Source organism: Streptomyces sp. CA-181903, assembly GCF_050937075.1.
In the GTDB taxonomy this organism is placed as follows: domain Bacteria; phylum Actinomycetota; class Actinomycetes; order Streptomycetales; family Streptomycetaceae; genus Streptomyces.
In genome coordinates this window covers 1,508,225-1,522,190 of sequence record NZ_JBNJLY010000001.1, presented here as the reverse complement: position 1 = coordinate 1,522,190, position 13,966 = coordinate 1,508,225, and the positions used below count along the sequence as shown (strand labels likewise).

Genomic DNA, 13,966 nt, shown 5'->3' with positions numbered 1-13,966 from the left:
GCGCGCCCGTCGTGGCCGCGCCGCGCGCCCGCCGTACCCGCGCAGGGGCGTCAGTGCGCCTCGACCGTCACCGTGAACGAGAAGCGGTCGCCGCGGTAGTGGATCAGGGCCACGTCCACCACCCGGCCGTTCCCGTCGTACGTGATCCCCGTGTAGTGCAGGATCGGGCTGAGCAGCGGCACGTCGAGCAGCCGTGCGGTCTCCGGGTCGGCCAGCCGCGCCTCCACGGTGTCCGTGATCCGGCTGATGCGCACCCCGAGGGCGTCGCGCAGCACCTTCGTCATGGGCCAGCGGGCCAGGTCCTCCAGGTCGATGCGGCCGGCCAGGTCGGGGTGCACCCAGTTCTCCGCCCAGTTGACCGGCTCGCCCGTGTCGCCGTCCCGGCGCAGCCGCCGGAACGCCGTCGCCTCCGCCAGCCCCGGGAAGTGCTCGGCCAGCTCGCCGGGGACCGGCGCCGGGCCGTGGCCGAGCACGGTGGTCCGCTCGCCCGACTGCTGGGCCACGATCGTGTCCACCGAGCCGAGCAGCCGCACCGGGGAGCCCCGGCGGGCGCTCGGCTCGATGAAGGTGCCGCGCCGCCGGTGCCGGCTGATCAGCCCCTCCTCCTCCAGCTCCTTCAGCGCCTGCCGCATGGTCAGCACGCTCACGCCGTAGTGCGCGGCGAGCGCGTCCTCGGTGGGCAGGCGCAACGGGTCGTCCGGGCGGCGCCCGAGTATGGACGCGCGCAACGACTGCGACACCTGGTACCAGAGCGGCAGTTTGCGGTTGAGTGCCAGGGAGTCGGGGGCGAAGGTGGTCACAGGGGCTCCGGCTCTGCGGTGATCCAGGGAGGCTCAGGGGCGCCTCAGGGGCGGAAGTTCCGCTCCAGACCCTGCCACACGTCGTCGTACCCCGACTGGAGGTGTCCGGCCTCCGCCGCCTGGGCGGTGAGCGTGACCGGCCACCGGGTCTCGAACATGAAGGCCAGCCCGTCGTCTACCTTGTGCGGCTTGAGCTCGGCGGCGCTGGCCTTGTCGAAGGTCTCCCGGTCCGGCCCGTGCGCCGACATCATGTTGTGCAGCGAGCCGCCGCCCGGCACGAAACCCCCCTTTCCGGCCGTCTTCGCGTCGTAGGCGCCCTCGATCAGACCCATGTACTCGCTCATCACATTGCGGTGGAAGTACGGCGGCCGGAACGTGTCCTCGCCCACCAGCCAGCGCGGCGCGAACACCACGAAGTCCACGCCCGCCAGGCCCGGGGTGTCCGACGGCGAGGTGAGCACGGTGAAGATCGACGGGTCGGGGTGGTCGTAGCTGACCGTCCCGATGACGTTGAACCGGCGGAGGTCGTAGACGTACGGGACGAGGTTGCCGTGCCAGGCGACGACGTCGAGCGGCGAGTGGTCGTACACCGCCTCCCAGAGGTTGCCGCAGTACTTGTTCACCACCCGGACCGGCCCGTCGGTGTCCTCGTAGGCGGCCACCGGGGCGAGGAAGTCCCGTGCGTTCGCGAGGCCGTTGGCGCCGATCGGGCCCAGGTCGGGCAGGGTGAACGGCTGCCCGTAGTTCTCGCAGACGTAGCCGCGCGCCGTCTCGTCCAGCAGCTCCACCCGGAAGCGCACCCCGCGCGGGATCAGCGCCACATGACCCGGCTCGGCGCGCAGCAGCCCGAACTCGGTGCGCAGCAGCAGCCCGCCGCGCTCGGGGACGATCAGCAGCTCGCCGTCCGCGTCGCTGAAGACGCGGTCCGTCATCGAGGCGTCGGCCGCGTAGAGGTGGATGGCCATGCCGGCGCGCTGCGCGGCGTCGCCGTTGCCGCCCAGCGTCCACAGCCCGGCGAGGAAGTCGGTGCCCCCGGCGGGCTCCGGCAGCGGGTTCCAGCGCAGCCGGTTGGGGTCGGGGACGGTCTCGGTGAAGGGGGCGCCGCGCAGCCCGCCGTTGTCGACGCGGGTGAACGGGGGGTGGGCGGCCGACGGGCGGATCCGGTAGAGCCAGGACCGGCGGTTGTGCCGGCGCGGCTCGGTGAAGGCGGAGCCGCTGAGCTGCTCCGCGTAGAGCCCGAGGGGCGCCCGCTGGGGCGAGTTGCGCCCGTGCGGCAGCGCGCCGGGGACGGCCTCACTGCTGTGCTCGTTGCCGAACCCCGAGGCGTAGACGAGCCCTTCGGCCGTCTTGCGCGCCCGCTCTCTGTCCGTGCCGGTCATCGTGTGCTCCCACTGCCGGAGGAATCCTCTGCATGACCGTAGGATTGCGGGGCCCGGTGCGTCAATGGACCTTGAGCGCCGTGTTCCGGGGCGGGGCGGTGGATCGGGACCGCCTCTTGGTGCGGACCGGAGGGCCGGTTAGGTTGACAGTTCCTGCCGTGGGCCCGGCAGTCCCCGCCCCCGGGCCCACGCCCACCGCGAACGCGAGGAGACGCCCTGTGACCGCGTATGACGGGATGTTCGTCGACGGAGCCTGGCGGCCCGCCCGGGGGACCGGCCGGATCGAGGTGGAGAACCCGGCGACCGAGGAGGTCGTCGCGAGCGTCCCGGCCGGTACGGCCGAGGACGTCGACGACGCCGTCCGGGCCGCCCGCGCCGCCCTGCCCGGCTGGGCCGCCACCGCGCCCGCCCGGCGCGGCGCGTACCTCACCGCCCTGGCCGACGCGCTCGCCGCCCGGCAGGAGGAGGTCGCCGCCACCGTCACCACCGAGCTCGGCTCGCCCATCGGCTTCGCCCGCCGCGTCCACGCCGGACTCCCGGTCGCCGTCGCCCGCTCCTACGCCGGGCTCGCCGCGGGCTTCGCCTTCGAGGAGCGGATCGGCACCTCGACCGTCCTCCACGAGCCGGCCGGCGTCGTCGGCGCGATCACCCCCTGGAACTACCCGCTCCACCAGATCGTCGCCAAGGTCGCGCCGGCCCTCGCCGCCGGCTGCACGGTCGTCCTCAAGCCCGCCGAGTACACCCCGCTGACCGCCCGCCTGTTCGCCGGGTGCGTGGCCGACGCGGGCCTGCCCGCCGGGGTGTTCAACCTGGTCACCGGGTACGGCCCGGAGGCCGGGCAGCCGCTGGCCGAGCACCCGGACGTCGACCTCGTCTCCTTCACCGGCTCCACCGCCGTCGGCCGCCGGATCGGCGCCCTCGCCGGCGGCGCCGTCAAGCGCGTCGCCCTCGAACTCGGCGGGAAATCGGCCAACGTCATCCTCCCCGGCGCCGACCTCGCCACGGCCGTCCGCGCCAACGTCGCCGACGTCGTCCGCAACGCCGGCCAGTCCTGCAACGCCCTCACCCGCACCCTGGTGCACACCGACCACTACGACGAGGCCGTCGCCCTCGCCGTCGAGGCCGTCGCCGCGTACGTGCCCGGCGACCCCACCCACCCCGACGTCCGCCTGGGCCCGGTCGTCAGCGCCCGGCAGCGCGACCGGGTGCGGGAGCTGCTCCGCAAGGGCGCCGAGGAGGGCGCCCGGATCGCCGCCGGCGGCGCCGAGCCGCCCGAGGGCCTGGACAAGGGCTACTACGTACGCCCCACCGTCCTCGCCGACGTCACCCCCGACATGACCGTCGCCCGCGAGGAGATCTTCGGCCCGGTCCTGTCCTTCCTGCGCTACCGCGACACGGAGGAGGCGCTGCGCCTCGCCAACGACAGCGAGTACGGCCTCTCCGGCGCCGTCTGGGCGGCCGACCGCGACGAGGCCGTGGCCTTCGCCCGCCGGATGGAGTGCGGCCGGGTCGACGTCAACGGCGGCGACTTCAACATCCTGGCGCCCTTCGGCGGCTGGAAGCAGTCGGGCGTGGGCCGCGAGCTCGGCGTCCACGGGCTCCTGGAGTACCTGAAGACGAAGTCGCTCCAGCTCTGAGCCGCGGTGCGGGCGTCCTGAGCCGGGGTGCGGGCGGCGTCCGGCGGGTGCCGCCCGCACGGCCGCGCCCACGGCCGGCGCAATAGGCGTCGGTGGGCGCGGCCGTGCCCTATCACGGTGACGGGCCCCGCCGACGCGGACGGCCCGGCGGGTGGTGGGGGCGGCGTGCCCTTCCGCCTTCGGAGGCAGGCGGAAGGACGGGCATGACGACCACGACGACGCGGCACGAGGCACCCGCCGAGCGCGACCCCGCGCGGGGGGTGGGCGCGGCGGCGGTCGACTGGCTCGGCACGACGGACCACAAGAAGATCGGCACCCTCTACCTGGTGACGTCGTTCGCCTTCTTCGGCATCGGCGGGATCCTCGCCCTGGTGATGCGCGCCGAACTGGCCCGCCCCGGCCTGCAGATCGTCTCCACCGAGCAGTTCAACCAGGCGTTCACGATGCACGGCGCCATCATGCTGCTGATGTTCGCGACGCCGCTGTTCGCCGGGTTCGCGAACTGGATCATGCCGTTGCAGATCGGCGCCCCCGACGTGGCGTTCCCCCGCCTGAACATGTTCGCCTACTGGCTGTACCTGCTGGGGTCGCTGATCGCCGTCGCCTCGTTCCTCACCCCGAACGGCGCGCCCGACTTCGGGTGGTTCGCCTACACGCCGCTGTCGGACGCGGCACACACGCCGAACGTCGGCGCCGACCTGTGGATCATGGGCCTGGTCTTCTCCGGCTTCGGCACGATCCTCGGCTCGGTCAACTTCATCACCACCATCATCTGCATGCGCGCACCGGGCATGACCATGTTCCGCCTGCCGATCTTCACCTGGAACGTGCTGCTCACCGGCGTCCTGGTGCTCCTCGCCTTCCCGGTCCTGGCCGCGGCCCTGCTGGCCCTGGAGGCCGACCGGAAATTCGGCGCGCAGATCTACAACCCGGCCAACGGCGGGGCGCTGCTCTGGCAGCACCTCTTCTGGTTCTTCGGGCACCCCGAGGTCTACATCATCGCGCTGCCGTTCTTCGGCATCGTCAGCGAGATCATCCCGGTCTTCGCGCGCAAACCGATCTTCGGCTACGCCGGGCTGGTCGCCGCGACGATCTCGATCACCGGGCTCTCCGTCACCGTCTGGGCGCACCACATGTTCCCCACCGGGGGATCCTGCTGCCCTTCTTCTCGTTCATGTCCTTCCTGATCGCCGTCCCCACCGGGGTGAAGTTCTTCAACTGGATCGGCACCATGTGGAAGGGCTCGCTGTCCTTCGAGACGCCGATGCTCTGGGTGACCGGCTTTCTGGTGACCTTCCTCTTCGGCGGGCTGACCGGTGTCATCCTCGCCTCGCCGCCCATGGACTTCCATGTGACCGACTCGTACTTCGTGGTGGCGCACTTCCATTACGTGGTGTTCGGGACCGTGGTGTTCGCGATGTTCGCCGGATTCCATTTCTGGTGGCCGAAGTTCACCGGGAAAATGCTCGACGAGCGGTTGGGCAAGATGCACTTCTGGACGTTGTTCGCCGGGTTCCACATGACGTTCCTCGTGCAGCACTGGCTGGGAGCCTCCGGCATGCCGCGCCGGTACGCGGACTACCTCGACGCGGACGGCTTCACCGCGCTGAACACGGTCTCGTCGATCGGGTCGTTCCTGCTCGGGCTGTCCACCCTGCCGTTCCTGTACAACGTCTGGAAGACCGGGCGGTACGGGAAGCGGGTCGACGTGGACGATCCGTGGGGGTACGGGCGGTCGCTGGAATGGGCGACGGCCTGCCCGCCGCCGCGGCACAATTTCTGTACGTTGCCCCGGGTGCGGTCGGAGTCTCCCGCGTTCGACCTGCACCACCCGGACATCGCCCGGCGGGATCAGGTGGAGAACGTGGGGGAGCGGGATGTGGTGGAGCCCGGGGCTTGAGGTGGGCGGGCCCCCTTCGGGGGCGGGACCGGGGCGCCCTCACGCCGGACGCGGAAAGCCGAGCCGCACCCCCCGCACGCCGGGGGAGAAGTGAACCAGCGGCGGCCCCGCCGGATCCGGCAGGCCCGCGGCCGCCGTCAGCGCCTGCCGGACGTCCTCCACCCGAGCGGCGCTCAACCGCCACGGCTCGTGCTCGACAGGCGTCTCCCACAGCAGACCGGCCCCGCGGCTGTACGCCCGCCAGCGGGCCGTCAGCCACACGTCCAAGGCGCCGGGGTCGAGCCGCTCCCCCGGCCGTACGGCCAGCCGGTACGCGGGGCCCCCACCCCGCCGCTCCCCGGCGTACCGGACGGCCGGCCCGTCCCTCCAGCACCGCAGCCGCCCCAGGTGGTACGGGATCCCGAGCGCCCGGGCGGCCGGCAGGGGGAAGGCCGTCACCTCCAGGGAGAGGAACCACAGGCCGGGCCTGCCGTCCCCGAGGCGGACGTACGTGCGCAGGTTGGTCTCCGGGAACGTCCACCGGGGGTACGGCAGGCCGAGCGGCCGTACCGACGCCATGACGAACGGCGTCAGCCCCACCCAGGCGGCCCCGTCGAAGGTGTCGACGACGACGCCCGGCGGCAGCAGGGCCTGCACCACGTGCGGCTCGTAGCGCCAGTGCAGGAACGTCTGGCACAACCAGCCGGCCGTCAGGCACGGACGGGTGACCCGTTCCCCGGGCAGGGGCGACGGCCCGCCGGTCATCGGCCGAACACCCGGTCTCCCGGCAGTTCCACCAGCGTGGTGACGCGGACGAGCGCGGGCCGGCGGGGGACGGAGACGGGCCCGAAGCGCACGGCGGGCTCCACGCGGGCGAGGGGGCCCAGAGCGGTGCCGTCCCACACGGCCTCCCCGTCGGTGACCGGTCGCAGGTCGCGGGCGCCGTAGAACGACCGGCGGCCCGACCGGGACCGGCCGACCGTGCGCAGGCCCAGCAGCCGGGCGGGCAGGCCGGCCGAGCGGATCCACAGCGGGTGGGTGGCGGCGGCGGTGGGGACGGCGTGCAGGAGCCGGCCCAGGGCGCTGCGCGGGCCGACGGTGAAGCGCCAGCTCAGCGGGCCGGCGGTCACCGTCCAGCAGGCACCGGCCCGTTCGACCGTCACGGGCCGGACGTCCACGCGGTCGAAGGCGTAGGTCGCGGCCACGAAGTCCGCCACCCGCCCGCTGGGGGCCAGCAACCGTCGCGTCCCGTCGGCGTGTTCGACCATGACGTCGCTGAAGGAGCCGAAAGGGGAGCGCGGCCAGTGCCCCAGCACCAGACGGGTCCCGGACGCCGTGCCGGCTCCCGCGATCCAGCCGTCGAAGCGCAGCCGCGCTCCCGCCGCGGCGGGGCCCGTCACGTCCGCGACGGGGCCCGTCACGTCGTCCTCACGCCGTACTCACGCCTTCCGCGGCGGCGGACCGACGCCGGTGCGGCGGCCCCGGCGGGCAGGCCCTCCCACACCACGCGTGACCTCATGCCCCATGGGTACCCGGTCGGCTCCCGGACATCCCCTGCCGGAACCCGTCCTTCACGGGCACATCCCGTCCCTCCCGGGCTACCCGGGCGGAGCGGCGCACCCGTCCGAAGGAGGCCGGCACGATCATGACGCACCGGAACCGGCACGCCGTTCCACCGACCGCGCCCCGGGCCCGCCGCCCGGCACCTCGTGCACGGCGGCGGACCGGCACACCGGCGCCCTGCTGATGCACTGCGGCGGCGACCTCGTCGAGCTCTGCCTCGCCGCCGCCCTGGCCGCCTCCTGGTACGCCTCCGCGGGCCGGGCCCGCCGGCGGGCCTCGCGGCTCCGCCCGGCGGTCGTGACGGGCGGTGGTGACGGGGTCGTCCTGACGGGCGGTCGTGACGGCGGGGGCGCGGGGCCTAGGCTGAGGCGCGGTTCCAGGGGGTGGCCCGAGGCCGGTGGGTACGTGAGCACGGTCCGGGCACGCCCCGCCCGCGTACGTCCCGCCGGTCCGTCCCCGGTGCGCCCGTCGCGCCGGCCGGGCCGCCGACCGAGAGGTGACCGCCCGTGACCCGCGCCGCCGTCCTGACCGCCATAGGTGCCCCGCTCCGCGTGACCGAGATTGAGCTGCCGGACCCGGGACCGGGGCAGGTGAGGGTGCGGATCGCCGCGGCGGGCGTGTGCCACTCGGACCTCTCCCTCGCCGACGGGACGCTGCGGCAGCCCGTTCCGGCCGTGCTCGGGCACGAGGGGTCGGGGACGGTGACCGCCGTCGGCGACGGCGTGACGCATGTGGCGCCGGGGGCGAGGTGGTGCTCAACTGGGCGCCCGCCTGCCGGGGTTGCCACTTCTGCGGGATCGACGAGCCGTGGCTGTGCGCCGAGTCCCTCGCCCCCGCCGGGCCCTACGCCACGCTCGGCGGCGACGGCACGCCGCTCCACCCGGCCCTGGGCACCGCCGTGTTCGCCGAGGAGACCGTCGTCCGGGCCGCGGCCGTGCTGCCGTTGCCCGCGGGCGTACCGCTCACCGACGCGGCGCTGCTGGGCTGCGCCGTGCTCACCGGGTACGGCGCGGTGCACCACAGCGCCCGGGTGCGGGCGGGGGAGTCCGTGGTGGTCGTCGGCGTCGGCGGGGTCGGGCTCGCCACCGTGCGCTCCGCGCGCCTCGCGGGGGCCGGGCAGGTGATCGCCGTGGACGTCTCCCCGGAGAAGGAGGAGCTGGCCCGCGCCTGCGGCGCCACCGACTTCGTACCCGCCGGCGACGACGCGGTCCGGCGCGTCCGCGAACTCACCGGCGGGCACGGCGCGGACGTGGCGATCGAGTGCGTGGGCCGGCCGGAGAGCATCCGGGCGGCGTGGACGGCCACCCGGCGCGGCGGGCGCACCACCGTCGTCGGCGTCGGCGGCCGGGACCAGCAGGTCGCCTTCTCCGCCCTGGAACTCTTCCACTCCGGCCGCACCCTGGCCGGCTGTGTCTACGGCAACACCGACCCCGCCCGCGACCTGCCCCTCCTCGCGGAGCACGTCCGCGAGGGGCGGTTCGACCTGTCCGCGCTGATCACGCGGCGGATCGGGCTGGAGGACATCCCCGACGCGTTCGCGTCGATGCTCGCCGGGCGGGGTGGGCGCTCCCTGGTCGTGTTCTGAGACCTGGGCCGGGGGCGCGGGCCGGTGGAGGGAGCCGGCGCGGGAGCCGGAACCCGGACGGACACGGGAGCCCCGGCCGGCGCGGTAGCGCCTGTGTCGCGCGTCAGCCCACGACCCCGTCGGCCCACGACCCCGTCAGCCCACGACCCCGTCGTCCCGCAGCCCCGGCAGATGCACGACCAGCAACACCAGCCCGCCCAGCACCACATGGCGCTCCGCCGCCGGCACCCCGTTCCATCGCGACGACTGCCACATCGCGAACCACTCGCCGCCGATCGCCAGGAAGCCCACCCCGAACAGCAGCAGGTACAGCACCAGCCCCAGCGTCGTGGCGCGCCGGGCCGGGGCGAGGGCGCCGTGTCGCACGGCGCGCAGCCACCGTGCCGTCGCGACCGTCAGGACCGCCGCCGTCAGCGCCTCCCAGGCGATGATCAGCAGGTAGGCGGTGTCCTGGAGGGGGTGGGAGGTGATGGCCCGCCAGGTGAGGTGGTCGTCGCCGGATGTCGTGTCCATCGCCAGGACGTGCCGGACGAACTGCCGGTTGGTGTCGAAGTCCGTGACGTTGCCGAAGACCACGAGCAGCATGAGGAGCGCCACCGTGCCCGTCAGCACGGCCGCCGCCAGGGGCAGCCCGTCCCGTCGCGCCCCGGCCGCCCGGCCCCGTACCGCCGCCCCGAACCGTCCCCCTGCCATGCCGACCCCCTCGTGCCACGACCACCGGGACCGTCCCGGGCGTGCCCGGAGCCGTCCGCCGCCTTGAGGGCAGCATGCCCGCGTCCGAAGGCGCGTACGCGGGCCGAGCGGCTGCTCAGGGGCGGGATAAGGTGTCGTTCCCTCCGGAGGCCCTCCGGAGGGGGAGGGGCCGGGGAGAGCCGAGCAGAGGGGGGCCGTATGGACGCCGGGGGCGGACGGGCCGACGAGTGGGCCGACGTGACACCCGACGCCGCCCGGCGGCTGCTCACCGCGGCCGTCCAGGCGTTCGCCGAGCGCGGCTACCACGCCACCACCACCCGGGACATCGCCGGCCGGGCCGGCATGAGCCCCGCCGCGCTCTACATCCACTTCCGCACCAAGGAGGACCTCCTCCACCGCATCAGCGGAGTGGGCCACCGGCTCGCGCTCTCCCTCCTCACCCGCGCCCGCGACGGGTCCGGCGGCGCGGCGGAGCGACTGGCCGACGCGGTACGGACGTTCGCGCGCTGGCACGCCGAGCACCACACCACCGCCCGGGTGGTCCAGTACGAACTGGGGGCGCTCGCCGGGGACCACCGGGCCGAGATCACCGCGCTGCGCCGGGAGACCGGCGCCGTACTCCGCTCCATCGTCGAGGACGGCGTCCGGGCCGGGGAGTTCGACGTCCCCGACGTGCGCGGGACCAGCCTGGCGCTGCTCTCCCTCTGCGTCGACGTCGCCCGCTGGTTCCGCGACGACGGCGAGCGCACGCCGGAGGAGGTCGGCGAGCTCTACGCGGGCCTGGCCCTGCGCATGGTCGGGCAGCGGCCCACGCCGGAGGCCGGTCGGCCGGCCCCTCTGACATAGGGTCGGGGATCGTGCCACAGATACCCACCACCCTGCACGAACTGACCGTCGGCCAACTCGCGGCCCGCAGCGGTGCCGCCGTCTCGGCCTTGCACTTCTACGAGTCCAAGGGGCTCATCAGGAGCCGTCGCACGGCCGGCAACCAACGCCGGTTCGACCGCGACATGCTGCGCCGGGTGGCGTTCATCCGGGCCGCGCAGCGGGTGGGCATTCCGCTGGCGACGATCCGCGAGGCGCTGGCCCGGCTGCCGGAGGAGCGCACGCCCACGGCCGAGGACTGGGCGGAGCTGTCCGAGGCGTGGCGCGGCGAGCTCGACGAGCGGATCAAGCGGTTGGAGCGGCTGCGGGACCGGCTCGACGGGTGCATCGGCTGCGGGTGCCTCTCGCTGGACAAGTGCGCGCTGTCCAATCCGGACGACCGGTTCGGCGGACGCGGCTGCGGTTCGCTGCTGAGCTGACCGGCGTCCCGCGAACACCCGGACGACACGCTCCGCCACCCGAACGGCATGCCCCACGAACACCCGGACGGCATGCCCCTCCACCCGAACGGCATGCCCCACGAACACCCGGACGACATGGCAAGGGGTGCCGCGCGGGCGTCGCCCACCGGGGACGCCCGCGCACCCGCCGTCTCCTCCTCACGCCCTCACGCCACCGCCTCCGCGTACCGGGGGGCGAACGCGTACCGCCGCGCCGCGGCCAGCGCCGACGGGGTGAGGACGGCGACCGGCACCACGATCCCGCAGTCCGTGCACACCGGCCCCTCCCATGGATGCCGCTCCAGCCCCGTCCGCCACTCGATGCGCTCCTGTGCGCAGACCGGGCAGGAGTCCCCGGGCGTCGACTCCATGGCGTCGATCACCCGCCGCAGCACGTCCGCCAGCCGGGCGTGCGGCTGGAGGTCGGGGGAGGCGCAGGGGACGATGTCACACCCGCCCCACGTGTTGCGGTGCCAGTCGTCGAGGGCGGAGGGCTGGCGGATGCCGTCGTGCTTCTCGCGCCGGCGGCGGCCGGCGAACTCCACCTCGTAGGCCAGCCACACCTCCCGCGCCTCCTCCAGTTCCTCCAGGGCCCGGATCAGCCGCACGGGGTCGGGCGCGCGGTCGTCAGGGGCCAGGCCGGCCCGGGCGCACAGGTGGTGCCAGGTGGCCCGGTGCCCGTACGGGGCGAAGCGTTCGAGGCACTTGCGGAGCGACGTCCGTCGCAGAGCGATGGTGTTCCCCGGGTTGCGCACCTCTCGTGCGAGAGCTCTGAAACCTGCCACTTCTTCCCACCTCCGGCGAGCGGACTCGGACGTCCTCTGATGGCGCCGCCGGCCGCTGAGGGCCGACACGGTAGGGACGTATCGCGGCGCGATTCGGATCCCTCCGGTGCGGCGCGGGTCGGTCCCGTCCGCTAGCGCATGCCCAGTCCGGCGCGAAGGACGACACGTGCGAGCTCTTCGTGGCAGATGTCGCTGTGGGCGCCGGCGGGCGGACCGCCGTCCCGGACGACCTCCGAGGCGTCGACGTTCACACAGCCGTCCGCGGGCATCCCGTCCCCCAGCGCCTCGGCCAGGGTGGTGTCCGGGCAGCCCGGCATGTCCCGTATGCCGTCGTAGCCGAGGGCGCCCCAGCGGCTCAGGTCGATGCCCAGCAGCGAGTCGGCGTCGCCGGCGAGCCGGGACGCGAGGGGGTAGAGGGTCCCGAGGGCAGTGTCGTGCGAGGAGTGACAGCAGACGAGCGGGCCGTCGACGCGGTCGGCCGTCCCCTCCAGGACACCGCCCCGGCGGGGCGCGAACGGCAGCCGGGGCGAGAAGGTGTAGTGCGAGAACGCGCCCTGGAGCAGGGTCAGGGAGCGGACGCGGACGCCGTCGGGCAGGCCGCCGAGCGCGAACGAGACCAGCCGGGCGCCGAAACTGTGCCCGACCAGGTGCACGCGCGGCCCGCGCCCGGCGAGTTCGCCCGCCGCCGGGCCGAGCCCCTGCCGTCCGACGACGCCGGCCCGCCGCTTCATCTCCCAGTAGGTGCCCTGCCGCAGCAGTTCGAGCGCGCCGCGCCAGACCCGGCCGAGGGCGCCGCCGAAGAGGCCGGGGGCCGGGGTGGCGCCGGTGGCGTCCAGCGCGTCGGCGAACCGGCCGCAGACCTCCACCGCGCTGTCGGTGAACATGGCCGGGACCGTCGGTTCGGACGCGGTGTCCCGCGTCCACGCGTCGTCGGCGCCGCCGTCGCGCCCGCCCTCCCGGGGCGGGGGCTGACCAGGGAGCGGACGAGGCCGGTGAACTCCTCCAGCCGGGCCCGGTCCTCGGGCTGCCGCTCGGCCAGTTCCGCCAGCCTGCCGATCACCGCGTCCCGGCCGGGGAAGGCCATGGCCAGCGCCTCCTGGGTGCCGGGCGGCAGGCCGGGCCCGTCGGCCGCGGTGAAGAGGCCCGCCAGGAAGGGCGGTGCCTCGTCGGCGAAGCGGAGCGAGGGCCAGATGACGCCGACGTAGCCGACGCGAGGCGGGCCTGGCAGGGCGGTGGCACCCGCGAGGAGGGTGGGGAAGGGGGCGAAGAAGCGGGTGTAGAGGGCGGTGGCCGTGGCCCGGGTGTTGTTCCAGCCGTGCGCGAAGACGACCACATCGGTGAGGTGGTGATCGGTGACGCCTTGGAGGAGGGTCTCCCGTTCGCCGGTGTCGACGCTTCCGTCCTTGCCGAAGGTCAGTTCCCAGTACGGCTGCGCACTCATGTCCGCCATGGAGCCCCCTGTGCCGGTCCGGTGTGCGCGCATGGTCCTGCTGTCAAGAGGGGCTGTCCAGCCTTCTTGCGCCCGTTCCCGTGTTCGTCGGACGGTTTGTCGCCGCCGGCCCCCGGCCCGGCGGGGTCCTGCCCGGGACGTTCGAACGCGTGAGTGGCAAGATCCCCCGGGGGAGCCGCGCCGCCCGGCGCGGCACATCAGCGTCACCAGGCGACAAAGGGGTGGGAACGATGAAGAGGCCGGAGAGAGCGGAGCGGAACGGGAGATCGGGACCGTACGGGACGTCGGTGTGCGCCGGGAGGCCGGTACCGCAGCGGCTGCTGGCCGCCGCCACCCGGCTGTTCGCGGACCAGGGCTACGACCGGACCTCCGTCCAGGAGATCGTCGAGGCGGCCGGGGTCACCAAGGGCGCGCTGTACCACTACTTCGGGTCCAAGGACGACCTGCTGCATGAGATCTACGCCCGGGTCCTGCGCCAGCAGCAGGAACGGCTCGACGCCGTGGCGGGCCGGGACGCGCCGGTCGAGCAGCGGCTGCGCGACGCGGCGGCGGACGTGGCGGTGACCACCATCGAGAACATGGACGACACGAAGATCTTCTTCCGGTCCATGCACCAGCTCGGCCCCGAGCAGTACCGGCGGGTCCGGGCCGAACGCCGGCGCTACCACGAGCGGTTCCGGGCGCTCATCGAGGAGGGGCAGCGCACGGGCGTCTTCAGCCGGGCGACCCCCGCCGACCTGGTGGTGGACTACCACTTCGGCTCGCTGCACCACCTCGGCAGCTGGTACCGCCCGGACGGGCCGATGACGCCCCGGGAGGTCGGCGACCACCTGGCCGACCTCCTGCTGCGGGCGCTCCGGCCCTAGCCCC

Annotated in this window: 11 protein-coding genes and 2 pseudogenes; 6 read left to right on the top strand and 7 right to left on the bottom strand. The window is 74.3% G+C overall.

Annotated features, from left to right (window positions below):
- Window positions 1–50 precede the first annotated feature (50 nt).
- Window positions 51–800 carry a GntR family transcriptional regulator gene (locus ACQEVS_RS06585; protein ID WP_433016488.1) on the bottom strand — a complete coding sequence of 250 codons (750 nt, stop codon included), beginning with the start codon at window positions 798–800 and terminating at the stop codon, window positions 51–53.
- Window positions 801–844: 44 nt separating this feature from the next.
- Entirely contained in the window at window positions 845–2,179 is a 1,335-nt protein-coding gene (gene hmgA, locus ACQEVS_RS06580; RefSeq protein WP_433016485.1) for a homogentisate 1,2-dioxygenase, read from the bottom strand.
- A 218-nt stretch (window positions 2,180–2,397) separates the two neighbouring features.
- Here hmgA and ACQEVS_RS06575 point away from each other — a divergent pair, with 218 nt between their 5' ends.
- Together ACQEVS_RS06575 and ctaD are read left to right on the top strand one after the other, a co-directional pair.
- Window positions 2,398–3,816, top strand: a complete 1,419-nt coding sequence (locus tag ACQEVS_RS06575; RefSeq protein WP_433016482.1) for an aldehyde dehydrogenase family protein — start codon at window positions 2,398–2,400, stop codon at window positions 3,814–3,816.
- Between the two features lie 203 nt (window positions 3,817–4,019).
- A pseudogene (gene ctaD / locus ACQEVS_RS06570) lies at window positions 4,020–5,716 on the top strand (aa3-type cytochrome oxidase subunit I).
- Window positions 5,717–5,755: 39 nt separating this feature from the next.
- Here ctaD and ACQEVS_RS06565 read toward each other — a convergent pair.
- Both ACQEVS_RS06565 and ACQEVS_RS06560 read right to left on the bottom strand, forming a co-directional pair.
- Window positions 5,756–6,460 (bottom strand): YqjF family protein, encoded by a 705-nt coding sequence (locus ACQEVS_RS06565; protein ID WP_433016479.1) that lies wholly within the window; start codon window positions 6,458–6,460, stop codon window positions 5,756–5,758.
- Window positions 6,457–7,116: a hypothetical protein gene (locus ACQEVS_RS06560; RefSeq protein ID WP_433016476.1), complete on the bottom strand. Its 660-nt coding sequence runs from the start codon at window positions 7,114–7,116 to the stop codon at window positions 6,457–6,459. The genes ACQEVS_RS06565 and ACQEVS_RS06560 overlap by 4 nt, the downstream gene beginning before the upstream one ends.
- Window positions 7,117–7,764: 648 nt before the next feature.
- Between ACQEVS_RS06560 and ACQEVS_RS06555 the strand changes: the two are divergent.
- A pseudogene (locus ACQEVS_RS06555) lies at window positions 7,765–8,843 on the top strand (Zn-dependent alcohol dehydrogenase).
- Window positions 8,844–8,978: 135 nt separating this feature from the next.
- Here the strand turns inward: ACQEVS_RS06555 and ACQEVS_RS06550 are convergent.
- The gene (locus ACQEVS_RS06550) at window positions 8,979–9,536 is read right to left on the bottom strand and encodes a DUF2165 domain-containing protein (RefSeq protein WP_433016473.1); all 558 of its coding nucleotides are present in this window, start codon (window positions 9,534–9,536) and stop codon (window positions 8,979–8,981) included.
- Between the two features lie 198 nt (window positions 9,537–9,734).
- Between ACQEVS_RS06550 and ACQEVS_RS06545 the strand changes: the two genes are divergently transcribed.
- Window positions 9,735–10,382: a TetR/AcrR family transcriptional regulator gene (locus tag ACQEVS_RS06545; RefSeq protein WP_433016470.1), complete on the top strand. Its 648-nt coding sequence runs from the start codon at window positions 9,735–9,737 to the stop codon at window positions 10,380–10,382.
- Window positions 10,383–10,393: 11 nt separating this feature from the next.
- A complete protein-coding gene (soxR, locus tag ACQEVS_RS06540) occupies window positions 10,394–10,840 on the top strand; it encodes a redox-sensitive transcriptional activator SoxR (RefSeq protein ID WP_433016467.1) in 447 nt (148 codons plus the stop codon).
- A 188-nt stretch (window positions 10,841–11,028) separates the two neighbouring features.
- On the opposite strand, the gene ACQEVS_RS06535 is transcribed toward soxR, so the two are convergent.
- Window positions 11,029–11,646 carry a hypothetical protein gene (locus ACQEVS_RS06535; protein ID WP_433016464.1) on the bottom strand — a complete coding sequence of 206 codons (618 nt, stop codon included), beginning with the start codon at window positions 11,644–11,646 and terminating at the stop codon, window positions 11,029–11,031.
- Window positions 11,647–11,777: 131 nt separating this feature from the next.
- On the bottom strand, window positions 11,778–12,530 hold the full coding sequence (locus tag ACQEVS_RS06530) for a hypothetical protein (protein ID WP_433016461.1): 753 nt from the start codon (window positions 12,528–12,530) through the stop codon (window positions 11,778–11,780).
- Between the two features lie 796 nt (window positions 12,531–13,326).
- Between ACQEVS_RS06530 and ACQEVS_RS06525 the strand changes: the two genes are divergently transcribed.
- On the top strand, window positions 13,327–13,962 hold the full coding sequence (locus tag ACQEVS_RS06525; protein WP_433016458.1) for a TetR/AcrR family transcriptional regulator: 636 nt from the start codon (window positions 13,327–13,329) through the stop codon (window positions 13,960–13,962).
- The last annotated feature ends 4 nt before the right edge of the window (window positions 13,963–13,966 follow it).

What these genes read in the sequence shown, in the direction of transcription:
- ACQEVS_RS06565 (WP_433016479.1), bottom strand. Translation starts at nt 6,460, where the DNA reads ATGACCGGCGGGCCGTCGCCCCTGCCCGGGGAACGGGTCACCCGTCCG.
- hmgA (WP_433016485.1), bottom strand. Translation starts at nt 2,179, where the DNA reads ATGACCGGCACGGACAGAGAGCGGGCGCGCAAGACGGCCGAAGGGCTC.
- ACQEVS_RS06545 (WP_433016470.1), top strand. Translation starts at nt 9,735, where the DNA reads ATGGACGCCGGGGGCGGACGGGCCGACGAGTGGGCCGACGTGACACCC.
- ACQEVS_RS06525 (WP_433016458.1), top strand. Translation starts at nt 13,327, where the DNA reads ATGAAGAGGCCGGAGAGAGCGGAGCGGAACGGGAGATCGGGACCGTAC.
- ACQEVS_RS06530 (WP_433016461.1), bottom strand. Translation starts at nt 12,530, where the DNA reads ATGTTCACCGACAGCGCGGTGGAGGTCTGCGGCCGGTTCGCCGACGCG.
- ACQEVS_RS06550 (WP_433016473.1), bottom strand. Translation starts at nt 9,536, where the DNA reads ATGGCAGGGGGACGGTTCGGGGCGGCGGTACGGGGCCGGGCGGCCGGG.